Source organism: Brevibacterium iodinum ATCC 49514 (assembly GCF_900169265.1).
Taxonomy (GTDB): domain Bacteria; phylum Actinomycetota; class Actinomycetes; order Actinomycetales; family Brevibacteriaceae; genus Brevibacterium; species Brevibacterium iodinum.
Genome location: NZ_FXYX01000001.1, coordinates 17,443 through 43,235, shown reverse-complemented (window position 1 = coordinate 43,235; position 25,793 = coordinate 17,443). Strand labels below are relative to the sequence as shown.

Here is a 25,793-nt window from a genome sequence, read left to right as displayed (position 1 = left end):
TCGTTCATGCGTGAGCGCGAATATCGCATGGTGCACAGCACGATAAGTGCGCTCCGCCTTGAACGAACCGATCACCTTCCGCTCGTTCCCGTCGTTCAAGGCGAAGCACATATTTCGAGCTGGGCACGGCACGAAAAGCGCGCTCGGCCTTGAACGGACACTCGCGACGCCGCGATCGATCACAACGGTCGTGGCTGCGGCCGGCCGCCTCGGCGAGGGTGCCGACATCACGAGCGACACACAGCGGATCGACTAAGATCGACTCCGACATTGACGAAAGGATCTCCACTATGTCTCGACTCTTCGGCACCGATGGAGTGCGCGGACTGGCCAATCACGATATCTCGGCCAAACTCGCGCTCCAGCTCTCGGTCGCAGGTTCACGCGTGCTCAGCCGCGGCTGGACGGGTGAGAAGCGCCCCTTCGCCGTGGTCGGACGTGATACGCGCGTGTCCGGCGAATTCCTCTCCGCCGCACTGAGCGCCGGAATAGCCTCGACGGGAGTCGACGTCCTCGACGCGGGCATGCTGCCGACGCCGGGCATCGCCCAGGTCGTGAAAGACACCGGCGCCGCCTTCGGAGTCGTGATCTCCGCCTCCCACAACCCCATGCCCGACAACGGCATCAAGTTCTTCGCCGCGGGAGGCACGAAGCTCGACGACGCAGTCGAAGACGAGATCCTCGCGATCTTCGATGAGGACTGGGACCGTCCGACCGGCGCGGACGTCGGCCGCATCTCGCGCTACCCGGCCGCTGCCGACGAGTACACCGAACACCTGGTGCGCTGTGTCGACGCCGACAATGTGCGCCCGCTGTCGGGACTCAAGGTCGTCGTCGACTGCGCTCACGGTGCGGCGTCCATCGTCGGACCCGCCGCCCTGCGCCAGGCTGGCGCCGAAGTCATCGTCTCCGCCGCCGAACCCGACGGCTTCAACATCAACGACGGTGTGGGATCGACCCACCTCGGACCGCTGCAGCGCCTCGTCGTCGAGACCCAGTCCGATCTGGGCGTGGCTTTCGACGGTGACGCTGACCGCTGCCTGGCCGTGGATTCGCTGGGGCGGGTCGTCAATGGTGACCAGGTCATGGGCATCCTGGCGATCGGGCTCAAGGAGCTCGGTGAACTGCGCGGCAACACCCTCGTCACGACCGTCATGTCGAACCTGGGTCTGAAGCAGGCGATGGACAAATACGGCATCGAGACCGTGCAGACCGCTGTCGGCGACCGGTATGTGCTCGAGCGGATGCTCGCCGACGGGTATGCGCTCGGCGGGGAGCAGTCCGGACACGTGCTCATGCTCGATCACGGCACCACCGGCGACGGAGTGCAGACCGCCCTGCATCTGATGAAGCGGATGGCCGATGCCAAGCGCACCCTGGCCGACCTCGCCGCGGAGATCCCGCAGCTGCCGCAGGCGCTCGTCAACGTCAAGGGCGTGGACAAGAACAACGTCGATCACCCGCAGGTCGCCGCCGAGGTGGCCGCTGTCGAGGCCGAACTCGCCGACACCGGGCGCGTGCTGCTGCGCGCCTCGGGTACGGAGCCGCTCATCCGGGTCATGGTCGAAGCCGCCACCGAGGATGCCGCCTCCGCCCAGGCCGAGCGCCTGGCCGCGTCAGTCAAGGAACACCTCGCGCTGTAAGCGTTCTATCGCTCGATCAAGGGCTCGCTCGGATATGTCGCGGTCTTCCGCAGCATATTCGGGCGGGCCCTTGATCGACGCTCAGCTCGAGGCGAACTGGGTGGCGTAGAGCTCGGCATAGCGGCCGCCGCGGCTGACCAGCTCGTCGTGAGTGCCCTTCTCGATGATGCGACCGGCCTCGACGACGAGGATCGTGTCGGCCTGCCGGATCGTCGACAGACGGTGGGCGATGACCAGAGCCGTCCGCCCGTGCATCGCCTGGGCCAGGGCACGCTGGATCGCGGCCTCATTCGTCGAATCCAGCGCCGAGGTGGCCTCATCGAGCACGACGATCTCCGGAGACGCCAGCAGCATCCGGGCGATGGTCAGGCGCTGACGTTCGCCTCCGGAGAGTCGGTACCCGCGTTCGCCGACGACGGTGTCCAGTCCATCGGGAAGCGCATCGATGACGCTTCTCAACTGTGCCCGTTCGATGGCATCGAGCATCTGCTCCTCGGTGGCATCGGGATTGACCAGCGCCAGGTTGGCGCGGATCGATTCGTGGAAGACATGACCGTCCTGGGTGACGACGCCGACGGCCTCGCGCAGATCGGCGAACGACAGATCGCGAACATCGACTCCGCCGATGGTGATCGTGCCGCCGGTGACGTCGTAGAGCCGCGGCAGCAGTGACGCGATCGTCGACTTTCCCGCACCCGAGGATCCGACGAGGGCAACGGTGTGCCCGGCGGGGATCGTGAAGCTCAGATCGTGGAGAACCTGATCGCCGCCTCGGGTGTCGAGCACGGAGACGTCTTCGAGGCTGGCCAGGCTGACCTGCGAGGCGCTGGGGTAGGCGAAGTCGACGTGATCGAACTGCACATCCAACCCACCGGTGGGCAGGGCCTTCGGCTGCGAAGGCTCCTTGAAGTAGGGCACGAGATCGAGGATCTCGAACACCCGCTGGAACGACACCACGGCGCTCTGGATGTCCAGGCGTGCATTCGCGAGCATCGTCAGCGGAGTGTAGAGGCGGGTGAGCAACAGGGCGAGGGTGACGACCTGACCGGCGTTGAGGTTGCCGACGACGGCCTGTGCACCGCCGACGCCGTAGACGAGAGCCAGCGCCAAGGCAGAGACCAGAGTCAGCGAGGACACGAACGTCGACTGCAGCATCGCAACCTTGACGCCGATGTCACGGACCTGGCCGGCGCGGTCGGCGAACTCCTCGTTCTCCTGGCGAGGATTGCCGAAGAGTTTGACCAGGGTGGCACCGGCGGCGGAGAAGCGCTCGGTCATGCGGGTCGACATGTCTGCGGAATTGTTGGCCGCTTCGAACTGCAGGGATGCGAGCTTCCCGCTGAGCATTCGGGTGGGGATGATGAACAGCGGCAGCAGCAGGATCGACAGCACGGTCACCTGCCAGGAGATCGTGACCATGACGCCGACGGTCAGGGCCAGGGAGACGAAGTTCGACACGATGCCGGACAGGGTGTTCGAAAACGCTCGCTGCGCACCGATGACGTCCGTATTCAGCCGGGAGACCAGGGCGCCGGTGCGGGTGCGGTTGAAGAATGCGATCGGCATCGACTGGACGTGATCGTAGACGGCCGTGCGCAGATCGAAGATGAGTCCCTCACCGATCCGTGAGGACAGGTACCGGTTCGTGATCGAGATGGCCGCATCGGCGATGGCCAACCCGCCGATGGCCACGGCCAGCCACACGACCGTGGACACAGGGCCGCCGCCGGTGATCGCGTTGACGACGTCGCCGGCGAGCACCGGGTTGAGGACGCCGATGCCCGCGGTGAGCACGGACAGCAGCAGGAAGATGATGAGTTTGCGCTTGTGCCGGGTCGCATACCCGGCGATCCGCTTGTAGATGCCCGGTTGGATGCGCGTCTCGGGGGTCTTCTTGCTCTTGACCGAGGAGTACATGAGGTGATGTGCGGATGGCACGCTCATACTGGGTCCCTTTCTGCTGCCGAAACGACCGAGCATGCACGGGGGATCCCGTGACGGTGCGAGGATCGCTCGCATCCGGTCGCCGCCGTGGGCGGGTGGCCTGCCGGCGGTGAGTAGTTCAGTGCATACTGTGCAACCGCCAGAGCGGTGAAACTATTTCACCACCGCCCGGCGACTCCCGTCACAGGTCCGCTTACAAGCTCGCCGAGGCGGCCGCCAAGTCCTGATGCTCCGACCCGGCGACCCCCGTCACAGCTTCCGCAGCTGCACCTTCCGGATGGTGTGGTCGGAGGATTTGTGGAGCACGAGGTCGGCTCGGCCGCGGCTGGGCTGGACGTTCTCGCGCAGGTTCGGGAAGTTGATGGAGTCCCAGATCTCCGTGGCCAAGGTGATCGCTTCGTCATCGTCGAGCTGCGAGTACCGGTGGAAGTAGGAGTCCTCGTCCTGGAACGCGCCGTGCTTGAGTTTGAGGAACCGCGAGATGTACCACTGGCGGATATCGCGGGAGCGCGCATCGACGTAGACGGAGAAGTCGAAGTAGTCGCTGATGGCCAAGCCCACGGTCCCGTCCTGACGGGGGCGGGCGGGTTGGAGGACGTTGAGGCCCTCGACGATGAGGACATCGGGGGAGCGCACGACCACCTCGGCGCCGGGAACGATGTCATAGGTGTGGTGCGAATACACGGGTGCACGGACCTCGGGAGCCCCGGATTTCACGGCTGAGATGAATTTGAGCAGCTTGCGCCGGTCGTAGGATTCGGGGAACCCCTTCCGCCCGTTGAGGCGGCGACGGTCGAGTTCGGCGTTGGGGTAGAGGAATCCGTCGGTGGTGATGAGCTCGACGCGCGGAGTGTCGGGCCAGCGGGCGAGCAGTTCGCGCAGCACACGTGCCGTCGTCGACTTGCCCACGGCGACCGATCCGGCGACGCCGATGACGAAGGGCGTGCGCTTGGCATCCTGCGGTTCCAGCCCGCGTTCGTGCAGCGGAGAGAAGAACTCCCTGGTCAGGTCGTGCTTCGCTCTCCGTGCGGAGACGTAGAGGTTGAGCAGCCGTGACAGGGGCAGATAGACCTGGGCCACCTCGTCGAGGTTGATCCGATCGCCGAGTCCGCGCAGCCGTTCGATGTCGCGCTGCTTCAGCGGAAGCGGCGTGGCCTGGGCGAGCGTGCCCCACACCTCCCGGTCGAATTCCCAGAATGGGGACGTCGTGTCCGGTTCGCTGCGCCGGGCGGTATTGAGTCCGGCGAGCTTGCGCGCACGGTCCAATTGAGGGTCGACATGGCTCATTCTCCCATTGTGTCATGCGTCATGTTCGCCACCCGCGTCAGGTCTTCGCCACCCGCCCCAGGTCGGCGAAAGTCCGCCACCCTCACCGAGGCGCCCCCCCCCCCACCCCGCCGAGGAGGCCGTTCCGTCTCGGGCTCCGTCGGGTCTGCCGGTCCCAACCGCGTACTCCCGCGCCCGCGTGCGCGTGCAGTTCGTCACGTTGACCCGATCGTGACTCGCCGAAATACCCCAGATCGGCTATCAGTGCGTAAAATCTCCCTCATGTGTGGAATCGTTGGCTATGTATCAAAGGCCCCCGTTGACAATGCCGACCACTCGGCGCTCGATGTCGTGCTCGGCGGCCTGAAGAGGCTCGAATACCGCGGCTACGACTCGGCCGGTGTCGCGCTCGTGACCGAAGACGGTCAGCTCGCCTCGGCGAAGAAGGCCGGAAAGTTCTCCGCCCTGACCGAGGAGATCGAGGCCAACCCGCTGCCTGCTGCGCAGACCGGAATCGGCCACACCCGCTGGGCCACCCACGGTGGACCCACCGACCTCAACGCCCACCCGCACCTGGCCGACGGCGGCAAGCTCGCGCTCATCCACAACGGGATCATCGAGAACTTCGCCCACCTGAAGAAGGAACTCGTCGCCGAGGGCGTCGAGTTCCTCTCTGAGACCGACACCGAGGTGGCCGCCGCCCAGCTGGCGAAGAACTACAAGGCGACCGGCGACCTCACCGCCGCGATGCGCAAGACCGCCACCGAACTCGAAGGTGCGTTCACCCTGCTCGCCGTCCACGCCGATGCTCCCGGTCAGGTCGTCGCCGCACGCCGGAACTCACCGCTGGTCATCGGCCTCGGCGAGGGGGAGAACTTCCTCGGCTCCGACGTCGCCGCGTTCATCGACTACACTCGCACAGCCGTCGAGATCGGCCAGGACGAAGTCGTCACCATCACCCCGGAGACGGTCACGATCACGGACACGGAAGGCAACCCTGTCGAGGGCGAGCAGTTCGAGGTCGACTGGGACACCGCCTCGGCGGAGAAGGGCGGCTTCGCGTCCTTCATGGACAAAGAGATCCACGATCAGCCGCAGGCCGTGGCCGATACGCTGCTCGGCCGCCTCGACACCGAGGGCCGCCTGACGCTGGACGAGATGCACATCGATGAGAACGTGCTCAAGTCCGTGGACAAGATCGTCGTGATCGCCTGCGGCACCGCAGCGTACGCCGGCCAGGTCGCGAAGTACGCGATCGAGCACTGGTGCCGCATCCCCACCGAGGTGGAGCTGGCCCACGAATTCCGCTACCGGGATCCGGTGGTCACGGAGAAGACGCTCGTCGTGGCGATCTCGCAGTCCGGGGAGACTATGGACACGATCATGGCCGTCCGCCACGCACGTCAGCAGGGTGCGAAGGTCATCGCGATCTGCAACACCTTCGGCTCGACGATCCCACGCGAATCCGATGCCGCCCTCTACACCCACGCCGGCCCGGAGATCGCCGTGGCCTCGACGAAGGCCTTCCTGTCGCAGGTCGTCGCCTGCTACCTGCTCGGCCTCTACCTCGCCCAGCTGCGGGGGAACAAATTCCGCGACGAGATCGGCACGATCCTGGGCGAGCTGCAGTCGATCCCTGCGAAGATCCAGCACATCCTCGACGAGACGAAGTCGCAGGTCCTGGCCCTGGCCGACCGCAATCAGGACGTCGATTCGGTGCTGTTCCTCGGCCGTCACGTCGGCTACCCGGTGGCGATGGAGGGCGCGCTCAAGCTCAAGGAGCTCGCGTACATCCATGCCGAGGGCTTCGCCGCCGGTGAGCTCAAGCACGGACCGATCGCGCTCATCGACGACGGTCAGCTCGTCATCATCGTCGTGCCGTCCAAACGCGGCCGGGATTCGCTGCATGCGAAGGTCATCTCGAACATCCAGGAAGTCCGTGCCCGCGGTGCGAACACCGTCGTCATCGCCGAGGAAGGCGACGAAGAGGTCGATCAGTTCGCCTCTGAGGTCATCTACGTGCCCGAGACGACGACGCTCATGGCTCCGCTGCTGACGACGGTTCCGCTGCAGATCTTCGCGATGGAGCTGGCCACGGCCAAGGGCCTCGACGTCGACCAGCCGCGCAACCTCGCGAAGTCGGTCACTGTCGAATGATCCGCCTCGGTGCCGGGCACGACAATGGTCGGTCCGGCATCTGAGTCGGTCGGGTATCTGAGGAGGTTCGATTGTGGCGATTTTAGGCATCGGAACTGACATTGCCGACGTGCCGCGCTTCGCCGAGCACATCGAACGCGTGCCCGAGCTGCTCGATCGTCTGCTTACTCCCGGTGAGCAGCTCAAACGCAACGGCAAACGCCGGACGGATGCCTCCTTGGCGGCGCGGTTCTCCGCGAAGGAGGCGCTGAAGAAAGCGATCGGCTTCCCCGGATGGCTGCCGTGGCAGTCCGCCGAGGTGGTCCCCGCCAGGTCCGGTGCGCCGAGTTTCCGTCTGCGCGGGCTCGTGCTCGAGCACTTCCGTGCCATCGGCGGGACGAACATCCACCTGTCGATCACCCACGATGCGCACCTGACGATGACCTTCGTCATCGCCGAGGGGGAGGGGCCGTCCCTGAGCCCCGGCATCGAAGGTGCCGCTGAGCACTTCACCCACTCGATGTACGGTAAGGGCGCGCGCCTCGGCGAGATGCCGGAGCAGTAGTTGTTCCGGGGCGCAGGCTGGTGAGCAGGATCGACGTCCATCCTGCTGCGGTGTCCGGTGGTAATAGACTCAGGGCATGAGCTCACTTCCCAACGATGCCGACGTCACTCCCACCGCGAACGACACCAACACTCCCACAGCCGCTGCAGCAGCACGCGAAGTGCACCTGCCCACCGCCGATGACGCGAACGACATCGCACCCGGCCTGGTCACCCTGCGCCGTGCCCTGCACGAGAAAGTCGAGGTCGGACTCGACCTGCCGGTGACGCAGAAACTCGTCCTCGACGCCAGCGAAGGCCTCGACGTCGAGGTGAGCACGGGGGAGAGGCTGTCGTCGATCGTCGTCGTCCTGCGCGGCGGTGCCCGCAAGGAGGACTCCACCGGGGTCGTGCCCGCCGTGCTCCTGCGCGGGGACATGGACGGACTGCCCGTCACCGAGGCGACCGGATTCGACTTCGCGGCCACCTCGGGAAGGATGCACGCCTGCGGCCACGACCTGCACACCGCCGGGCTAGTCGGCGCACTCAAACTCCTCCACCGCGACCGCGACTCCCTGACCGGCGACGTCGTGTTCATGTTCCAACCCGGCGAAGAGGGCTATGACGGGGCCGGAAAGATGATCGACGAAGGCGTCCTCGACGCCGCGGGTCCCCGCGTCAAAGCCGCCTTCGGCATCCACGTCTCCGCCGACGCCGACCTCGGGGTCGCCAGCTCCCGCCCCGGGTCGTACATGGCGGCGTTTTCGAAGATGACGATCACCGTGAACGGCAAGGGCACGCACGCCTCCCGCCCGGCCACCGGCAAGGACCCCATCCAGGTGGGGGCCATGCTCGTGGGCCAGCTGCAGGAATACGTCACCCGCCGCTTCGACATCTTCGACCCGCTCGTCGTCACCGTCGGCCAGTTCAACGGCGGCACCGCTCCCAACGTCGTCCCCGACTTCGCGACCTTGGTCGTCAGTGTGCGCACGTTCTCGGAAGCTGTGACCTCCCGCGCCGAGGCGGAGCTGCCTCAGCTCGTTCGTGATCTCGTCGCCGCCCACGGCCAGTCGGCCGACGTCGAGTACGAGCAGATCCTGCCGCCGACGATCAACGACGACGCCGAAGCCGAGTTCTTCCTCTCCACCTTCACCGACCTCTTCGGCGAGGAGCGGACCGTGCGCAAGGCGAATCCGCTGCCCGGTTCCGAGGACTTCTCCCGTGTGCTCGACGCCGTGCCCGGAGCCTATGGACACTTCGGAGTCGCCCTGCCGAATCTGCCGGTCGAAGAACGCGAAGCCAATCATTCCCCTCGCGCCCGCCACAGCGACGACGGCCTCGCCGACCAGGCTCTGTTCCTCGCCCATCTGGCGGGGCGCCGGCTGGCGCAGCTGTCCGAGGGCTGATCCGCCCGACCCCTGGCCCGGACGGTGGAAACGGCATACGGTGCAGGGACAGGCCCCGCGCAGGGCGACGTCGTATCAGGAACAGATTTGTGCAGAGGAGCAGTCGATGAGCGTGTTCGCCTACCCGAGTGAAACCATCAGGGAGGCCGAGAAGCCGCTGCTCGAAGCCGGCATCCCGCTCATGGCCAGGGCGGCCCGAGCGCTCGCGAACAGTGCGGCCGCCATGCTGAAGGCCGACCACGGACAGGTCACCGGCACTCGCGTGAGCGTACTGGCCGGGCCGGGCAACAACGCCGGGGACGCACTCTTCGCCGCGGCGACATTGGGCAGGCGCGGCGCCGCCGTCACGGTCATCACCCTCTTCGATCGCACTCACGACGATGGACTGGCTGCGGCACGCAGCGCAGGTGCGCAGGTGATCGCGTTCGACTCGCCAGAGGCCGATGCGGCCCGGGCCGACGCTCTGCGCGAACTCGCCCGCGCCCACCTCGTCCTCGACGGCATCCTCGGCACCGGCGGTCGGCGCGGACTGCCTGACCACATCTCCAAACTCATCGCCGACTGGGCACCGCACCGGACCGGCCGCCTCATCGCCGTCGACGTCCCCTCCGACCTCGACCCGAACCACACGGGTGCAGAGAAACGACTCCACGCCGACCACACTGTGTCCTTCGGCGGCCTCAAGACCGAACTCATCGATCCGCGCGTGGACGAGTTCACCGGGACCATCGACGTCATCGATATCGGCCTCGGCCCCGACCCCCGCTTGGCCGCTGCAGAGCTGCTCGATCGCGATGATCTCGTCGCCGGATTCCCCCGCCCCGATGCGACCGGGCACAAATATTCCCGCGGTGTCGCCGGGGTCCTCGCCGGCTCCGAGGACTACCCCGGTGCGGGCGTGCTCACCACCACCTCGGCGGTGAACACCGGAGCGGGGATGGTCCGCTATCTCGGCTCTCCGCTCGTCGCCGAACACGTCCTCGGTCTCCACCCCGAGGTCGTCAACGCCTCTGGCCGCATCGACTCCGTCGTCCTCGGCCCGGGCGATCCCGAGTCCGAATTCGTGCAGGGCGTCGCCGAGGCGCTGGCCGGCAACCGCACACCGGTCGTCGTCGACGCAGGCGGCCTCGACATGATCGCCCGCGCGGAATCGATGGCAGGCACCTGGCTGGCCGACCGCCCGCTCATCATCACCCCGCACGCCGCCGAGCTGGCGCGGCTGCTCAGCCGCCTCCTCGGCGAGATCATCACCGCCGGTCGGATCGGGGCGAACCCGATGCGGTGGGCGCAGCGAGCCGCGGAGCTGACCGGCGCGATCGTCCTGCTCAAGGGCCATCACACGGTCATCGCCGCCCCCGACGGGCACGTCGTTCTGCCTGCACCGGGGCCAGGCACCCTCGCCACGGCGGGCTCCGGGGACGTGCTCGCCGGGATCCTCGGCACGCTCGCCGCGATCACCGCCGCCCACGGCCGCTACGACAGCGAGGACCGGACACGTCCACCCCGCGAGTGGGCTCGCCTGGCCGGACTCGGAGTGCTGCTGCACAACGAGGCCGGCCGGCGCGCGGTGACCGCGTCCGGGCTCGCCGATGCCCTCGCCGAGGTGGTCGGCGAACTCATCCACGGCACCGATTGAATCTGCTCATCCACTTCAGTGGATGAGGATCTGCGTCTTCGTCGTGCCCTCCCACTTCATCGCCTTGACGAGACTGGCCTCGTACATCGACACACAGCCGGCGGTCTTCATCGACTCCGTGTTCGCATGCAGGAAGATCGCCGATCCCTTCCCCGGTGTGCGAGCCTCGTTGTAGCCGATGACCTGGGCATACTTGTACGGCTTCGGCTGGTAGAGGGGTTCGCCCTCGTACCCTTCGGACTTCCGCTGCATCGTGTTGTACCCCTCGGCCTTCGTCGCGTCACCATCGACCCAGACATGATCGCGGGTGACCTTCGTCCACGGCTTGCCCAGCCCGGGATTCGCCGAGGTGCCGAAGCCATCGCGCATCCAGAACACACCCTTCGGGGTCTTGCCGTCGCCTTCCCGTTTGCCCGACGTGGTGCCGTCAAAGCCGAGGCGGGCCTTGAACGGGCCGCTGTCGCGGACGTACCGGTCGCCGGACTTCTTGCACAGGTAGATATCGGCGGTGATCGTCGACCGCTGCTTGACCTCGATGGCCTTCGCAGCCGTCACCGAGCTGTTCGACTCGACGCCGGTGCAGTGCTTCGCGGCCGCCTCGGCGGGACCGGTCTGTCCGATCACGGTGAGGCCTATCGCAAACAGGACGGACGCGATCACCATCGCGAGGATGCGGGCTGGTGTGGTGTGCATGATGTCTCCTTCTTCATCGAATGGCTCGTCGAGCCGGTCTTCGCCGAACACGTCGTCGGCTGCACCTGCGACACCGGCACCGGAGCCGAACGTCGCGGGGGATCAGCGTAACGAAGGTGCTGGTCGGCGGGGGTCGGCGGTAGTCTTATCCAGTGACATCTTTCGACATCCCCGAGGCTCTCGTCCGGGCCGAGATCGACGAGGCGGCCCTGTGCGACAACGCCGCCGTCCTTGCCGATCGCCTCTCACCCGCCCGCCTCAAATGCGTCGTCAAAGCCAACGCCTACGGTCACGGCATCGACCTCGTCGCACCCGCTCTCTTCTCGGCAGGCTGGCGCGAGTTCTGTGTGGCCACGATCCCCGAAGCCCTTCGTCTGCGCAGCCTGCTCGGCCCCGAAGCGCAGATCCTCGCCTGGCTCTACGGACCGACCACCGACCTCGACGAGGCGGTGCGCGCTGACATCGAACTGGGAATCTCGACGGTCGGCGCCCTCGACCGGCTCGCCGAGGCGGCCCGCCGCACCGGCGTCACAGCCCGAGCCCATCTCAAGATCGACACCGGACTCGGCCGCAACGGTCTGTCCCCGGAAGCACTCGTCCGAGCCTTCGACTGGCTGCGCCGCCACGTCGAAGACAGCCACACCGATGACTCTGGGAACCCCGAGGCCGGAGCCGATATCCGCATCGTCGGAATCATGAGCCACTTCGCCGTCGCCGACGAACCCGAACGCCCCGAGACCGCTGCGCAGAGCGCGGTCTTCTCCTCCGCCCACGGGCAGCTTCGGGCCGTGCTCGACGCCGCGGACGGCCGCCTCGGCGAATCGGATGACCTGGATGTGCACATTGCGAACTCACCGGGAGCGCTCACTCTGGGGCCGTGCCCGGGCACCTCGGCGAGGGTGGGGCTCGCCCTCTACGGTCTGTCCCCGCTCGAAGACGGGGATCCGGCGGCTCTCGGGCTCCGGCCGGTCATGCGGCTGACTTCCAGCGTCATCAATCTCAAGGACATTCCCGCAGGTCACGGCGCCTCCTACGGGCTGACGTTCACCGCCGCGACCGATACCCGGTTCGCGCTCGTGCCCGGTGGGTACGGGGACGGGCTGCCGCGGGCGGCATCGAATCGCGCCGAGGTGGCCATCCGGGGTCGTCGTTATCCCGTCGTCGGGCGTATCGCCATGGATCAGATGATCATCGACATCGGTGCCGGCAACGATGAGGTGGCCATCGGCGACGAGGTCGTCATCTTCGGTCCCGGTGGGCCGAGCGCGGCCGAATGGGGGACCTGGGCGAATACGATCAACTACGAGATCGTCACCCAGCTCAGCGCCCGCGTCGACCGGGTCGCCCGGAAGGGAGACGACCGATGAGGGTCCATCTCGAGTCCTTGGAGCAGATGCGCACGTTCGCTGCGGCCCTGGCCGACCATCTGCGCGCCGGCGACCTGCTCATCCTCACGGGCAACCTCGGTGCGGGGAAGACGACGTTCACGCAGTCGCTTGGCAAAGCCCTCGATGTGGCCGGGCGGATCACCTCGCCGACGTTCGTCATCGCCCGCGAGCACCCGTCGCGCTCGGGCGGACCCGCCCTCGTTCACGTCGATGCGTATCGGTTGGCCGACGGGGAGGAGCTCGAAGATCTCGACCTCGACTCCGAACTGGACGAGTCGATCACGGTCGTCGAGTGGGGAGCCGGCTTGGCCGAGCAGCTCAGCAGCGATCACCTCGACATCACCATCACCCCGGTGTGGGATGAATCCGCGGGGGACGATGAGTCGGTCGGTGTGGACGACGAGGACGAGGTAGAGGACGAACGGCGCACCGTTGACCTCACCGGCCGCGGGGATGCATGGATCGAACGCATGCCGGCGGTTGAGGCCGCTGTCTCGGCGCTGGCAGGCGTGCGAGTCGACGACCCGGCCTCTGCGAATCTGTCTGCCGAGGACTCGGCGGATGAGGGAGACGTATCATGATCATTCTGGCCATCGACACCTCGCAGTCGGCCTCTGTAGCCCTCGTGGATACGGACGCCGATTCGGTCATCGCCGCTGAACAGGCCGATGACCAGCGTCGACACGTTGAGTTCATCGGTCCTGCGCTCGCCGGCGTGCTCGCCGAGGATGCCCGACCCGAACTCGTCGTCGTCGGCATCGGACCCGGACCCTTCACCGGTCTGCGGGTGGGCATCGCCGCCGGAATCGCCGTCGGTCAGGCCCGCGGGATTCCCGTCAAGGGACTGCTGTCCCAAGCCGCGATCGCCGAAGAGTTCCTCCGCAGGGCAGAAGGCCCCTCGGCGTCTGGGCCGAAGCTCGCGTCGCCCGCCTCGGACGCATCCGGTGGTCCCGTCCTCATCGCCTCGGATGCCCGCCGCAAAGAGGTCTATTTCAGCGTCTACGACTCCGTCGACGCCACCTTGAGCGCCGGACCATTCGTGGCGAAACCGGCCGAGGTCGTTTCAGTCCTCGCCGACAACGGCTACCGGCTCGATACGATCGATCAGAAGCTCGGCCGAGGCTGCCTCCTCTATCCGGACGTCCTCGGAGCGTCGAGCACCGAGTCCATCACCGATCCTCGTGCCGAATATCTTGCCCTCGCCGCGGCACGGGAACTCGCCGCCGGTCGAGACCTAGCCGACCCGATCCCCGAATACCTGCGCGAACCCGATGCGAAAGCGACCCCGGTACGCGAGAGCTCATTGAAATGACCTCCCTGACCATCGCCGAGCTTCCCTGGTGGGACCTCGCCGAGGTGGCCGACCACGACGCGGCGATCTTCGGTCCGACCGCATGGACGCTCGGCTACTACTGGTCGGTGAAGGCGCAGAACGGCACGGTCATGCTCGCCGCCAGGACTGCCTCGGCGGCGGGAACGGATGTCGACGGCGCGGCCACGAACAGTGAGTTCGCCGCCTCGGCGGGGGAATTGGCCGGGTGGATCGTCATGTCCGGCGCCGGTGCGGAAGCCGATGTGATGACGATCGCCACCACCGAGGCGGCACGCGGCACCGGCATCGGCAGTGCTCTGCTGCAGGCGGGAATCGATTGGGCGAAGGAACGCGGCTGCGAGGTCGTCCACCTCGAGGTCGACGAACGCAATGCTGCGGCGCTGGGGATGTACGCATCCTTCGGGTTCGAGGAATGGGGACGGCGCCCGGACTATTATCCGGGCGCCGCGGGAATTCTCATGCGCCTGCGGATCGGCGACTGATCCTTCTCAAATGGCACCCTAGGCGACGGGAACCGTGCGCTGCTCGGTCGCCTCGGTGAGGTCGACGAGCAGCGCTCCGTTGAGTCGGAACGCTTCCATCGCCTCGTCGACGACGATCTGCTCATCGCCGCCGGTCGCCGCAACCTGGTCGAGGAGTCGGCGGTAGGCGTCCTTGTACGGCTTCGTCTTGCCGAGCTCGGCGAAATCCCACATCGTCAGCGAGGTCGCCGGCAGACTGTAGTGGCGGCCCATGAGGGTGCCGATCGCCTGACCGCCGGAGAGGTCGCCGAGGTAGCGCGTGTAGTGGTGGGCGATGACCTGCTCGGCCCGTTCGAGCCCCGCCAAGTGCGCAGCATAGGCGGTGGCACTGGGCATGACAGGCAGCTCGGTGCCGTCGAGCGCGGCCAGGTCGGCGGCGATGCGGTCGGCCCGGAGCAGATGGGCGTCGAAGAACGGCGCGAAGACCGGATCCTCGGCGAACTCCCGTGACTTCGACTCGAGCACGCCGTAGATGACGTCGTACTGCTTGAGCAGGAGAGCGTAGGCCCTTGCGTCGAGCCGTCCTTCCATGAGGTCGACCATGAACGTGGTGTGTTCGACCTCGTCGTGGATGGTGGCGGTGCTGGCCTTGAGGCGAGCGGAGAACGGTTCAGACATGATGTTTCCTTGGGGGAGTGCGGCCAACCGAATGCTGGTCTGCCGCCGAGGCGGTGTGATCGGCATCATTGCATATCTATAGCTTAGCCTAACCTGAGTTCCGGGAGACGGTCCTGCCCCGAAGCCGTGGAGGTCAAACGGGTAGTCTGTATGGTATGACACGTGTGCAATTGGCAGATACCGATCTCTTCGTTCACCCTCTTCAGCTGGGCGGCAACCCCTTCGGTTGGGGTGCGGATCGGGATCAGAGCTTCGCTGTCCTCGATGCCTATGCCGAGGCCGGCGGAAACTTCATCGACACCGCCGACGCGTATTCGGCCTGGGTCGAGGGGAACTCGGGCGGAGAGTCCGAAACGATCATCGGCGAATGGATGAAGGCTCGCGGCAATCGCGACGAGATGGTCATCGCCACCAAGGTCGGCATGCATCCCAAGCGCAAGGGCCTTGACCCGGCGAATATCCGCAACTGCGTCGACGACTCGCTGCGCCGGCTCGGCACCGACCACATCGACGTCTACTATGCCCACAGAGACGATGACGACGTCGACCAGGTCGCCGTCGCCGAGACCTTCGACGCGCTCGTCCGCTCCGGCAAGGTCAGTTACCTCGGGGCATCGAACTTCAGCCTCGAGCGACTGCAGAAGGCTCGGAAGATCTCGACGAAGTTCTCGCTTGCCTGCTATCGAGTCGTCCAAGACCGGTTCAATCTCGTCTCCCGTGCCGCCGTCGATCCGCAGAAGCAGGCGTACCTGCGATCTGAGGGCATCGCCGAACTGCCCTTCCACTCACTGGCCTCCGGATTCCTCACCGGCAAGCACACCGGCGGCGACGCCACCGGCAGCGTCCGCGGTGACCGCGTGGCTGATTTCGTCGACGACCAGAAGGCCCTCGGTGCCCTCGAGGTCCTCCACGACGTCGCCGCCGACCACGGTGCAACGATGACGGCCACAGCCATCGCCTGGCAGCTCACTCACGATTTCATCCCCTCGACGATCGCCTCGGCGCGCGTGCCCGAACAGCTCACCGAGCTGCTCGCCGGAACGCAGATGCAGCTGAGTCCTGATGAGAAGGCCGCTCTCGACGGAGCCTGGGTGGAAGCATGAGTGGGACCAGCCCGCGCCTGGCCACCTGGGAGAACGGCACCGACCTCGTCATCGAGGTGCTCCTCGAGCGTGACGTCGAAACGGTGTGGAACGCACTGACCGATGCCGAGAGCGCACGGGCCTGGTTCGCGCCGTTCCGCCTCGGCGATGAGACGGCTGCGGGGGAGTCCGGTGCGGCTGACGAAGCTGATTCGGACGGATCCGCAGCCCGGCCGATCACGTTCGCGCTCGAGGACATCGATCTGAATGGATCTGTCCTCAGCTGCGAGGACTTCGATCACGTGCTGCTCGAGCTCGACGACTTCGGAGTGCTCGGCATCCGCGTGCTGCCGATCGAGGGGGAGACCGGTCAGGAGACCCTGCTCGTGTTCACTCATACCGCGCCTGATGCCGATACCGCCCGCGGTCAGGCCGCCGAGGTGGGGCCGATGTGGGACACGCATCTGCGGCTGTTCGCCCGCACCCTCGGCATGGATATCGCCGAGGTGACCGAACCGGAACTCGTGTCCATCTACTCCGACCTTGACCTCGAGATGGCGGATTCCGGGGACGGCGCGGGCGCTGCCTCGGCTGATGGGGCCGGATCATGAGCGACCCACTCATCCTCGGCATCGAATCCTCGTGCGACGAAACCGGGGTCGGCATCGTCCGCGGCCGCACGCTGCTGACGAACACCGTGTCCTCGTCGATGGACGAGCACGTGCGCTTCGGCGGGGTCGTGCCCGAAGTCGCCTCCCGCGCCCATGTGCAGGCCATCGGCCCGGCCATCGCCTCTGCCTGTGAGACCGCCGAGGTGGAGCTGTCCGATATCGACGCCGTCGCCGTGACCGCCGGACCGGGTCTCTCCGGTGCACTCATGGTCGGGGTCGGCGCGGCCAAAGGGCTTGCCGCGGCGCTGGGCAAACCGCTCTACGGAGTGAACCATCTGGCCGCGCACGTGGCCGTCGACCTCGTCGCCGAGGATGTCGACGGTTTGACCACACCGACCATCGCCCTGCTCGTCTCCGGTGGGCACACCGAGATTCTGCGCATCGGCGACCTCGTCGAGGACATCGAACTCCTCGGCGCCACCATCGACGATGCCGCAGGTGAGGCCTTCGACAAGACCGCGCGCCTGCTGGGGCTCAACTATCCCGGCGGACCGAACATCTCGAAGGCTGCTCTCGGCCTGCTCGATGGCACCGGCGTGCCCGGAGACCGGAAGGCAGTGAGATTCCCACGCGGACTCGCGAAGAAGCAGGACCTGCGCGACCCCGCGCGTCGGTATAACTTCTCGTTCTCCGGGCTGAAGACCGCAGCCCTGCGTGAGGTGACGAAGGCCGAGACCCTGGGCGCGGACCTGCGGGTGGCTGATATCGCCGCCGGCTTCGAAGACGCCGTCGTCGACGTGCTCGTGACCAAGACTCTGCTCGCCGCCGCCGACACCGGTATCAACCACGTCGTCCTCGGCGGTGGAGTGGCCGCGAACTCGCACCTGCGTGAAGTGCTCTCGGCTCGTTGCGCCGAGGCGGGCGTGACTCTGCGCGTGCCGCCCTTGACACTGTGCACGGACAATGGAGCCATGGTCGCAGCTCTCGGTGCGGAGCTCGTCTCCCGCGGAATCGGGCCGAGCGATCTGTCCTTCGCCGCTGTGTCCTCATTGGATGTTGATCATGTCCTCGTCTGAGAACGACCCGAATGTTGCCGCAGGTGCTGCCTCCGAAAGCGCAACTTCCGACAGCGCCGCCGAGCGGAACGCACAGGCGGCGAAGTCCACGCGCCTGCCCGACGGTCGGCCGCCTCGGCGATCGGGTGACGGGTGGACGTATGGGTCTGATGGGAAGAAGCATTGGGGTCTCAACGGGGCCGCGGGGCTCATGCTCGTCGATCCCGAGCGCGGGGTGCTCATGCAGCACCGGGCGCTGTGGTCGGTCGAAGGTGGGACCTGGGGATTCCCCGGCGGTGCCCGCGATATTGGCGAGTCGGCGGTCGAGGCCGCGGTCCGGGAGTCGTGGGAAGAGGCCGGGGTGCCTGACCAGGACGGGTCGGGCATCGAGATCCTCGAGACGCATGTCCTTGACCTGGATACCTGGTCGTACACGACGGTGATCGCGAAGACCCTGCGCCGCTTCGACGCTGTCATCAATGACCCCGAGAGCATCCAGCTGTCGTGGGTGCCGCTCGATGAACTCGGCGACTACGAGCTGCACCCGGGAGTCGCCTCCGCGCTGCCGACGCTGCTGGAGCTGCTCCGACCTCACCTGTGAGTGGGCACCCCGCCGGCGGTGCCGTGCCTGCGGGCCCACGTGTCTCCTGTGGGTGGATCCGTCTCGAAATCTCCTTGCGAATCGTGGTGGATCCACCCCTAGGACGCATGAGGGACTGATGCGGCCGCGGGTGGGCGCAATCGAACCCGGGAGAACAGCCTCAGCTGTAGGAGTTGCGGAGGTCGCCGATGAGCGAGCGGGTCACCTCGGTGAGCGAACCGGTGGTTCCGAAGACCTTCTGCAGGCGCTGGTAGGGCACGCCTCGTTCGATGATCGAGTTGATCGAGTGCAGCTCGTCGACACAGCCGAGACGTTCGGCGACGGGCGAGAGGCGCTCGATCTCATCGGCGAGGCACTCGGTGACGAGACGCTCGTCGGCCGCGGCGTTTTCGATGATGATCGCGTCCATGCCGTAGCGGGCGGCGCGCCACTTGTTCTCGTTGTGGAACCAATCGGGCATCGTCGGCAGAGTCTCACCGGCGTCGAGGCGCTCGGACATGTCATCGACGACGCACTGGATAAACGCAGTGACTGCGAGGATCTCCTCAAGCGTCGGCAGTCCGTCGCAGACACGGACCTCGACGGTGCCCCAGTGCGGCGCGGGGCGGATGTCCCAGCGGATCTCGTTGATGTTGTCGATGATCCCGGTGGTGAGCATATCGTCGACGTACTTCTCGTAATCCGCCCACTGACCGAACTGGAACGGCAGACCGGCCGTCGGGAGCTGCTGGAACATCATCGCCCGGTTCGAGGCATAGCCGGTGTCCGTGCCGCCCCAGAACGGTGACGACGCGGACAGTGCCTGCAGGTGCGGGACATAGGCGAGCAGTGCGTTGACGATCGGCAGCACCTTGTCGCGCGAGTCGATGCCGACGTGGACATGGACGCCGAAGATCAGCATGTTCCGACCCCACCACTGGGTGCGATCGACGAGTTCGAGATAGCGGTCCTTCGCCCGGACCTCCTGCGACTGCCACTGCGCGAACGGGTGGGTGCCCGCCGACATCAGTTCGACACCGCGTGCCTCGGTCAGCTTCCGCAGCGCCCCGATCGAGGTGGCCAGATCCTCAGCGACGGTCGACACCTGGTTGTGCACGCCCGTGACGAGCTCGATGGTGTTCGTCAGCATCTCTCCGACGATGTGCTTCTCGTACTCGGGCGCATGCTCGGCCACATCCGCCAACAGAGTCTCGGCAGCCGGGGTCAGATCCAGGCTGCGAGAATCCAGCAGAGCCAGTTCCCACTCGACACCGAGGGTGGAGCGGGGAGAGCGTGCGAAATCGACCATGATCCGATCATAATCGCGCACGCCCGATTCCCCTGACTCAGCGGCGACTTTCGAGCTGTGTGATGCCCCGCATTCCCCCGCCGAGGCGGCCCCGCCGATCACGCGGCGCGGCGTGCATCCTCGGCCAATCGGCTGCCCGAATCGGTGTCGAAGAGGTGCAGGCGCGCGGCATCGGGAGCGACGCGCACGGTGTCCCCGCGGCGGATCGTCGAGCGGCCGGCGACGCGAGCCACCACTGTCTTCTCGCCCGCGGCCAGGACTGCTCGACCATGGACGTATGCATCGGCGCCGAGCTCTTCGACGAGATCGACGGTGACCTCGAGGCCTTGGGCCTCGGTGACCTGCAGATCCTCCGGACGGATGCCGACGGTGACCGTCTCACCGGTGACCTGCTCACGCTGCTGCGCAGTCAGGGACAGTTCGACATCGCCGAGGCGCAGCGACGTTCCCTCGACCGGCACCCCGACGAGGTTCATCGCCGGCGAGCCCATGAAGCCCGCGACGAAGAGGTTCGCCGGTCGATCGTAGAGGTTCGCGGGAGTGTCGACCTGCTGCAGCCTGCCATCGGCGAGGACCGCGACCCGGTCGCCCATCGTCATCGCCTCCACCTGATCGTGGGTGACGTAGACGGTGGTGACGCCGAGGCGGCGGGTCAGGGATGCGATCTGTGCGCGGGTCTGCACCCGCAGCTTCGCATCGAGGTTCGACAGCGGCTCGTCCATGAGGAAGACCTACGGGTAAAGGAGACCGCCCGCCGTCTGGCCGCTCACGAAGAACTCTGAACAGGCGGCGAGCAGGCGGGAACGTCTAGCATGGAGACATGTTGCGTTCTCGCCTGAGCCTCCTGGCCCTGACCACGACTCTCGCGCTCGTCGGCTGTTCCGGCGGAGCGTCAGCCCCCGAATCCTCCACGGCCGAACAGAAGTCCTCCGCCGAGTCGGGTTCTCAGACCCAAGCGCAGTCTGAGGCCCAGACCGAATCGTCCCTGGATGACCCCGCCGACGCCGATCCTGCTGACTTCAAGGACGAGGCCGCGGGCATCGTCGGAGACTTCTCTGACGAGGAGCTCGCCGGGTCACTCATCATCGGCACCTGGGAAGGCACGGACACGCAGACCCCGGTGGACATGGTCAAGCAGAACCACCTCGGCGGGGTCATCGTCATGGGCTACAACCTGGCCGAGAACCCGACGAAGGACCAGGTCACGGAACTGACTGGTCAGATCTCCGGGGCACGGTCGAAGGGTCAGCCAGTGTCGATCGGCGTCGATCAGGAAGGCGGCCCGGTGTCACGCCTCGGCACCGCAGCGCTGCTGTTCCCGCCGCTCATGGGCCTGGCCGCGACTGACGATTCCGACCTCATCATCGACGCCACGACCGTGCAGGGGCAGAACCTCACCGATCTGGGCTTCACCATCGACTTCGCTCCGGACTCCGACGTCACGGTCGGGCCGAAGGACAAAGGGATCAACGTCCGCTCGGGCGGCACCGACCACGAGGATGTCGCCGAGGTCGTCGCCGACGCCGTCGAGGGGTACCGGTCCGGGGGAGTGTCGAGCTCGGCGAAGCATTTCCCGGGGCACGGCCGCCTCGGCGTGGATTCGCACGAGAGCCTGCCGGTGTCGGAGAAGTCGATCGAGGAGATGGAGGACACGGATCTCCTGCCGTTCAAGTCCGCGGTCAAGGCTGGTGTGCCGATGGTGATGATGGGTCATATCGGTCTGCCCGATGCGAAGACGACGCCCGCGACGCTGAACAAGAAGGCCTACTCGGCGCTGCGGGAGACTCTCGACTATGACGGTGTCATCACCACGGATGCACTGAATATGAAGGCCGTGCCGCAGAACCTCAGGGGCGGAGAGACGGTCAAGGCGCTCGCAGCTGGAGCCGATATCGCGCTCATGCCCCCGGATTCGGCGGCCGCGCAAAAGGCGATCGTCAAGGCGATGGGGGACGGGACACTGGAGAAGAAGGACCTCGTCGAGAAGTCCGAACGCGTCGTCGCCGCACAGCTGGCCACCGCCGAGGCTCAGAAGAGCGTGCAGGCCGGGGACTCGGATGCGAAGGATCCGAAGAAGGTCCTCACCGAGGTCGCCGATCGGTCGCTGACCGTGCTCAAGGGCGAATGCTCCTTCACCGGGACCGATTCGATCTCGATCGTCGGCGGCAGCGACAAGGAGAAGGCGGCTCTGAAGGAAGCGGCCGAAGCCGAGGACCTCACCGTCGGATCCGGTGGAACCTCGGTCAGCCTGAGCCCGTCGACCTCCGCCGAGGTGGCCGTGGGCACCGCTGCTCCGTGGACGATGCGCAGCACCGCGGCGAAGTCCGCCGTGACCGCGTACGATTCGAACCCGTACGCGCTGCGGGCCGTGGCGAAGTGGCTGAAAGGCGACCTCGAGGCATCGGGTCAGCTGCCTGCCGAATACGACGGAAGCGACAAAGCTCCCGACTGCGGGTGACAACTAGGCAGCTGCGATTATGGCTGTGAACGAGCCAAGGCCGTGAACGAGCGGCGCACATAAGAGATCCCCTCGCCGGCACTGTGCCGACGAGGGGATCTCTGTGGTTCGGTTCCGAGATGGGGCTCAGAGCACGCGGATGAACGTGACGTCGCCCATCCAGCTGTAGCTGCGCTTCGATGTTCCGGATCCGGGCGAACCAGCGTCGTACATCTTTCCGTCGCCGGCGTAGATGCCGACGTGTCCCGGGTGCCAAATGAGGTCGCCGGGCTTCGCCTCTGACTCGGACACGACCGTTCCGGATTCCTTCTGAGCTCCCGACTGACGGGGCAGGTCGACGCCGACGTGGCTGTAGACCCAGGAGGTGTAGCCGGAGCAGTCCCAGCCGCTCTGCGACGTTCCGCCGAAGACGTACGGGGTACCGACGCCCTTCTCTGCCCAGCCGAGGACCTGCTCGGCCTTGGACCCATCGATCGGGCCCGAGTCGTCGGAGCCGCCGGTATCCTTCTTCGGGCTCTCATCCTTCGAGCCCGCGTCTGGGCTGTCGGAGTCATCGTCAGAGTTGTCGCTCGGCTCTTCCTTCGGCTCCTCAGCGGGCGCCGGTTCTGCGACGGTCTCCTCCGGCTCTTCCTTCGGCTCCTCAGCGGGCGCCGGTTCTGCGACGGTCTCCTCCGGCTCTTCCTTCGGCTGAGGCTTCGGTTTCGGCTTGGGCTTCGGCTTAGGGGCGGCCTCGGCTGTGACCACGTCGGTATCGACGGTGACTTCAGCCTCCTGATCGCCCTTCTTCGAGGAACCGCCGGCATCGATGGTCGGCGTCTGGTTCTTGAATTCGACGGGTGCCTGCTTCTCGGACTCGGCTGCGACCTTTGCTTCGTCGTCGGTTCCCTGCCCTGCCGCGGGCATGATCGCTGCGGTGAGCAGTCCGCCGCTGGCGGCGACGACTGCGGCACGGCGGCCGAATGCGCCGGAGTTCGAAGCGAGCAGTTCGCTCAGCTCGGTCAGTGGGGTCTTTGCCTTGGCGTTCGCGGCGCGGCGGCCGTGCTGCTTAGATGCCACGATTTCCTCTCGTTGCCTGTCTGAGTGTGACGATGTCCTCCACTGTAACGAATTCGTGATCTTCTGTCACGTTTTTGTTACAAAAGGATTCTCGGGCGGGTTCGAGAGCATAATCGCAGGTCACAGGGTCAGGTTCGACAAGAATGGCTGGTAGTGGGCTGTGGTTCCGCCTGGATGTGACTGTGATTCAGAGCTCAGTCTCAGCCTTGAATAACGTTTCGTGGCATTCGCAAGACGTGATTCTTGGGTCGATCCGCGGCGTTATTCGTGGCCAAACCACCGTGGATCGACCCAAGAATGCCGACGGCGTTTTATCGCGCGCGGATGCGGTGGTGCGCACGTGCGGTGGTGACTGAGCGTCCGTCGGCGGTGCCGGGTGACGCTCAGCTGCCGGTCTCGACGGGGCGGTCGGGATCGGATGACCAACCGGACCAGCTCGCGGGGTAGAGGCTGGCCTCGACACCGAGGGTCGCCAGCGCCAGAGCGTTGTGGCAGGCGGTGACTCCCGAACCGCAGTACACGCCGACGGGACCATCGAGGGCACCCAGTTCATCGAAGCGTTCGCGCAGCAGCGCCTCGGCCAGGAACGTCCCCGCAGGAACGTTGTCCGTGGCCGGGGCGCTCTTCGCCCCGGGAATGTGACCGGCCTGCGGATCGAGCGGTTCGGTCTCTCCGCGGAAGCGCTCACCGGCGCGGGCATCGAGCAGGACTCCATCGAAACCGGCTGCCGCCTCGGCGTCGATGACGGGCAGTCGACCCGGGCTGATCTCCACCGCACTCGGCGTGACCTCAGGGGAGCCGCCGGTCTCGAGCGTCCCGCCGGCGTCACGGAACGCTGCGAGCCCGCCGTCGAGGACTCGCGCGCTCAGCCCGGCCCAGCGCAGCAGCCACCAGGCCCTGGCCGCGCCGAGGGAGGAATTGTCGTCATAGACCACGACCTCGGTGCCTTCGTCGATGCCCCAGGAGCGCACCGTCTCCTGGAAGGCTTCGGGGCTCGGCAGTGGGTGGCGACCGGCCGTCGGATCGGTGGTGCCGTGGTCGGCGAGCTCCGTGTCGAGATCGACATAGACGGCACCGGGGATGTGTCCGGCGGCGAAGTCGTCGCGGCCATCGGGCTTCGGCAGGGTCCAGCGGACGTCGAGCAGCCTCGGCGCTGGGGAGTCGGCCATTCGGGTGAGCAGTTCATCGGCGCTGATGAGAACGTCGGAGCGGGACAATTCGATCTCCTTCACGGACGGATTTCTTCACGGACAGGTTGAAAGGGTCACACAGGTTGGGTGAGGAGCACGACGTGCTTGTCACCGAGCCGGGTGAATACGAGCGTGGCTGTGTCGCCCTTGGGCAGTTTGAGCTGGCGTCGGACCTGGTCGGGAACGATGTCGGCCCCGCGTTTCTTGATCACGACCGAGCCGATTCCGCGAGAGACGAGCTCCTTGCGCAGGCTCGGGACCTTCGCGGGCAGTACGTCGACGACCTCGTAGGTGGTGACGCCTGCGGCGGCCGGGCCGCTCGGTTCGACGTCGGTGGTCAGATACGCGATCTTCGGGTGGAGTCTGCGGGCCTGCAACGGTGGGCACAACGCTTCGACGAGTCCGGCACGCACGATCGCCCCGTCGGGTTCGAGCAGATACTTCCCGAGCTCCCCGATGCCCGACTCGTCCTCGTCGGGCAGGTTGTCCTCGTGGACGAGGAGGGTGCGTTCGCCCATGACGAGAGCTCCGCGTCCGGGTCGCTGCATGGCCGCACCGAAGTAGAGGCAGACCTCGACGACCTCTCCGTTATGGGAGACCCACTGGGCTTCGGCGTCCTCGGGGACGAGGTCGTGGTCGAGCGCCGGGCCGAGCTTCACCCCGGCCGCCTTCGCCGCGCTCGCCTGCTCGATCACCCATGACAGAGAAGGTGAGAACGCCTCGGGGTCGGTGATGCGGGAAGTCGATCCGCGTTTGTCGGCCTTGCCGATGGTCCGCCGAGCCGGATCGAACCAGAGGGCATCGAATCCGTCCAAGTCGACATCCTCGGCGCGTGCGTGTTCGACCTCGGCATCGGGCAGATGGCGGAGGTTGAAGGCGGCGATGGCTGCGGTGACCTCGTCGGCATCGACGGCCGAGACCTGCGCGCCCATTCCGGCGAAGGCGACCGAATCCGCGCCGATCCCACATCCGAGATCGGCGATGCGGAAGGACTCACCCTCGGCCACGTCGCCGATGAGGCGACCCGCATGATGAGCGGCGACCGGCAGCCGCGTGGCCTGGGCCAGTCCGTCACGGGTGAAGAGCATGTCCTCCGCGAAGGGTCCGAGCTTCGCTGCCGCCTCCTGACGCAGCCGGGCCTGAGTGAGCAGGGCCGCAGTCACCTCGGCGGAGAAGCCCTCCTTGCGCAGGGCCGTGGATCGGGCGAGCTCATCGCCTTCGAGGTCGTCGATGCGGTCGAGACGTTCGAGGACGGCGACGTCGAGCAGTTCGGTCAGTGTCTGCGGATCCATGGCTTCACCCTATCGCCTGCACGGTGGGGTCTT

Annotated in this window: 22 protein-coding genes and 1 pseudogene; 14 read left to right on the top strand and 9 right to left on the bottom strand. The window is 66.5% G+C overall.

Annotation, left to right across the window (positions count from 1 at the left end):
• The first annotated feature begins 290 nt into the window (after nt 1-290).
• Nucleotides 291-1,643, top strand: a complete 1,353-nt coding sequence (gene glmM, locus BI49514_RS00185; protein WP_101543305.1) for a phosphoglucosamine mutase — start codon at nt 291-293, stop codon at nt 1,641-1,643.
• Nucleotides 1,644-1,724: 81 nt separating this feature from the next.
• Here glmM and BI49514_RS00180 read toward each other — a convergent pair whose 3' ends face one another.
• Both BI49514_RS00180 and coaA read right to left on the bottom strand, forming a co-directional pair.
• A complete protein-coding gene (locus tag BI49514_RS00180; protein WP_101543303.1) occupies nt 1,725-3,587 on the bottom strand; it encodes an ABC transporter ATP-binding protein in 1,863 nt (620 codons plus the stop codon).
• Nucleotides 3,588-3,836: 249 nt separating this feature from the next.
• Nucleotides 3,837-4,874 carry a type I pantothenate kinase gene (gene coaA / locus BI49514_RS00175; protein WP_025779539.1) on the bottom strand — a complete coding sequence of 346 codons (1,038 nt, stop codon included), beginning with the start codon at nt 4,872-4,874 and terminating at the stop codon, nt 3,837-3,839.
• A 261-nt stretch (nt 4,875-5,135) separates the two neighbouring features.
• Between coaA and glmS the strand changes: the two genes are divergently transcribed.
• The 4 genes from glmS to BI49514_RS00155 all read left to right on the top strand — a co-directional run bounded on the left by glmS (nt 5,136) and on the right by BI49514_RS00155 (nt 10,574).
• Complete coding sequence (gene glmS / locus BI49514_RS00170) at nt 5,136-7,010, top strand: glutamine--fructose-6-phosphate transaminase (isomerizing) (RefSeq protein ID WP_101543301.1); 1,875 nt, start codon at nt 5,136-5,138, stop codon at nt 7,008-7,010.
• 73 nt (nt 7,011-7,083) lie between these two features.
• On the top strand, nt 7,084-7,554 hold the full coding sequence (locus tag BI49514_RS00165; protein WP_101543299.1) for a holo-ACP synthase: 471 nt from the start codon (nt 7,084-7,086) through the stop codon (nt 7,552-7,554).
• 76 nt (nt 7,555-7,630) lie between these two features.
• Nucleotides 7,631-8,938: a M20 metallopeptidase family protein gene (locus tag BI49514_RS00160; protein ID WP_101543296.1), complete on the top strand. Its 1,308-nt coding sequence runs from the start codon at nt 7,631-7,633 to the stop codon at nt 8,936-8,938.
• 106 nt (nt 8,939-9,044) lie between these two features.
• On the top strand, nt 9,045-10,574 hold the full coding sequence (locus tag BI49514_RS00155) for a bifunctional ADP-dependent NAD(P)H-hydrate dehydratase/NAD(P)H-hydrate epimerase (protein ID WP_101543294.1): 1,530 nt from the start codon (nt 9,045-9,047) through the stop codon (nt 10,572-10,574).
• Between the two features lie 15 nt (nt 10,575-10,589).
• Here BI49514_RS00155 and BI49514_RS00150 read toward each other — a convergent pair whose 3' ends face one another.
• Nucleotides 10,590-11,267, bottom strand: coding sequence for a L,D-transpeptidase family protein (locus BI49514_RS00150; protein WP_101543293.1), 678 nt, complete (start codon nt 11,265-11,267; stop codon nt 10,590-10,592).
• A gap of 152 nt (nt 11,268-11,419) precedes the next feature.
• On the opposite strand from BI49514_RS00150, the gene alr reads away from it, so the two are divergent.
• The 4 genes from alr to BI49514_RS00130 are packed head-to-tail and all read left to right on the top strand — an operon-like array spanning nt 11,420 to nt 14,470.
• Entirely contained in the window at nt 11,420-12,634 is a 1,215-nt protein-coding gene (gene alr, locus BI49514_RS00145) for an alanine racemase (RefSeq protein ID WP_101543291.1), read from the top strand.
• Nucleotides 12,631-13,236, top strand: a complete 606-nt coding sequence (tsaE, locus tag BI49514_RS00140; protein ID WP_101543289.1) for a tRNA (adenosine(37)-N6)-threonylcarbamoyltransferase complex ATPase subunit type 1 TsaE — start codon at nt 12,631-12,633, stop codon at nt 13,234-13,236. Before alr ends, tsaE begins: the two co-directional genes overlap by 4 nt.
• On the top strand, nt 13,233-13,967 hold the full coding sequence (tsaB, locus tag BI49514_RS00135) for a tRNA (adenosine(37)-N6)-threonylcarbamoyltransferase complex dimerization subunit type 1 TsaB (protein WP_101543286.1): 735 nt from the start codon (nt 13,233-13,235) through the stop codon (nt 13,965-13,967). Before tsaE ends, tsaB begins: the two co-directional genes overlap by 4 nt.
• Nucleotides 13,964-14,470, top strand: coding sequence for a GNAT family N-acetyltransferase (locus BI49514_RS00130; protein ID WP_101543284.1), 507 nt, complete (start codon nt 13,964-13,966; stop codon nt 14,468-14,470). Before tsaB ends, BI49514_RS00130 begins: the two co-directional genes overlap by 4 nt.
• 18 nt (nt 14,471-14,488) lie before the next feature.
• Here the strand turns inward: BI49514_RS00130 and BI49514_RS00125 are convergent, their stop codons facing one another.
• Nucleotides 14,489-15,127, bottom strand: coding sequence for a biliverdin-producing heme oxygenase (locus BI49514_RS00125; RefSeq protein WP_101543282.1), 639 nt, complete (start codon nt 15,125-15,127; stop codon nt 14,489-14,491).
• A gap of 155 nt (nt 15,128-15,282) precedes the next feature.
• Between BI49514_RS00125 and BI49514_RS00120 the strand changes: the two genes are divergently transcribed.
• From BI49514_RS00120 to BI49514_RS00105, 4 genes are read left to right on the top strand one after another with little or no spacing between them, the layout of a single operon-like run.
• Complete coding sequence (locus BI49514_RS00120) at nt 15,283-16,230, top strand: aldo/keto reductase (protein WP_101543280.1); 948 nt, start codon at nt 15,283-15,285, stop codon at nt 16,228-16,230.
• The gene (locus BI49514_RS00115) at nt 16,227-16,820 is read left to right on the top strand and encodes an SRPBCC family protein (protein ID WP_101543278.1); all 594 of its coding nucleotides are present in this window, start codon (nt 16,227-16,229) and stop codon (nt 16,818-16,820) included. Before BI49514_RS00120 ends, BI49514_RS00115 begins: the two co-directional genes overlap by 4 nt.
• On the top strand, nt 16,817-17,896 hold the full coding sequence (gene tsaD, locus BI49514_RS00110; protein WP_101543276.1) for a tRNA (adenosine(37)-N6)-threonylcarbamoyltransferase complex transferase subunit TsaD: 1,080 nt from the start codon (nt 16,817-16,819) through the stop codon (nt 17,894-17,896). Before BI49514_RS00115 ends, tsaD begins: the two co-directional genes overlap by 4 nt.
• Nucleotides 17,883-18,476, top strand: coding sequence for an NUDIX domain-containing protein (locus tag BI49514_RS00105; protein ID WP_101543275.1), 594 nt, complete (start codon nt 17,883-17,885; stop codon nt 18,474-18,476). Before tsaD ends, BI49514_RS00105 begins: the two co-directional genes overlap by 14 nt.
• 160 nt (nt 18,477-18,636) lie before the next feature.
• On the opposite strand, the gene BI49514_RS00100 is transcribed toward BI49514_RS00105, so the two are convergent.
• The gene (locus BI49514_RS00100) at nt 18,637-19,764 is read right to left on the bottom strand and encodes a glutamate--cysteine ligase (protein WP_101544005.1); all 1,128 of its coding nucleotides are present in this window, start codon (nt 19,762-19,764) and stop codon (nt 18,637-18,639) included.
• A gap of 98 nt (nt 19,765-19,862) precedes the next feature.
• Nucleotides 19,863-20,495, bottom strand: a pseudogene (locus tag BI49514_RS00095) (ABC transporter ATP-binding protein); the annotation flags it as partial.
• 89 nt (nt 20,496-20,584) lie between these two features.
• Between BI49514_RS00095 and BI49514_RS00090 the strand changes: the two are divergent.
• Nucleotides 20,585-22,222, top strand: a complete 1,638-nt coding sequence (locus BI49514_RS00090; protein WP_244195174.1) for a glycoside hydrolase family 3 N-terminal domain-containing protein — start codon at nt 20,585-20,587, stop codon at nt 22,220-22,222.
• Nucleotides 22,223-22,348: 126 nt separating this feature from the next.
• Here BI49514_RS00090 and BI49514_RS00085 read toward each other — a convergent pair whose 3' ends face one another.
• From BI49514_RS00085 to BI49514_RS00075, 3 genes are all read right to left on the bottom strand, one after another.
• Complete coding sequence (locus BI49514_RS00085) at nt 22,349-23,278, bottom strand: C40 family peptidase (RefSeq protein ID WP_101543271.1); 930 nt, start codon at nt 23,276-23,278, stop codon at nt 22,349-22,351.
• Nucleotides 23,279-23,661: 383 nt separating this feature from the next.
• Nucleotides 23,662-24,495: a sulfurtransferase gene (locus BI49514_RS00080; RefSeq protein ID WP_101544001.1), complete on the bottom strand. Its 834-nt coding sequence runs from the start codon at nt 24,493-24,495 to the stop codon at nt 23,662-23,664.
• 47 nt (nt 24,496-24,542) lie between these two features.
• Complete coding sequence (locus BI49514_RS00075; protein ID WP_101543269.1) at nt 24,543-25,760, bottom strand: class I SAM-dependent methyltransferase; 1,218 nt, start codon at nt 25,758-25,760, stop codon at nt 24,543-24,545.
• Nucleotides 25,761-25,793: the final 33 nt, after the last annotated feature.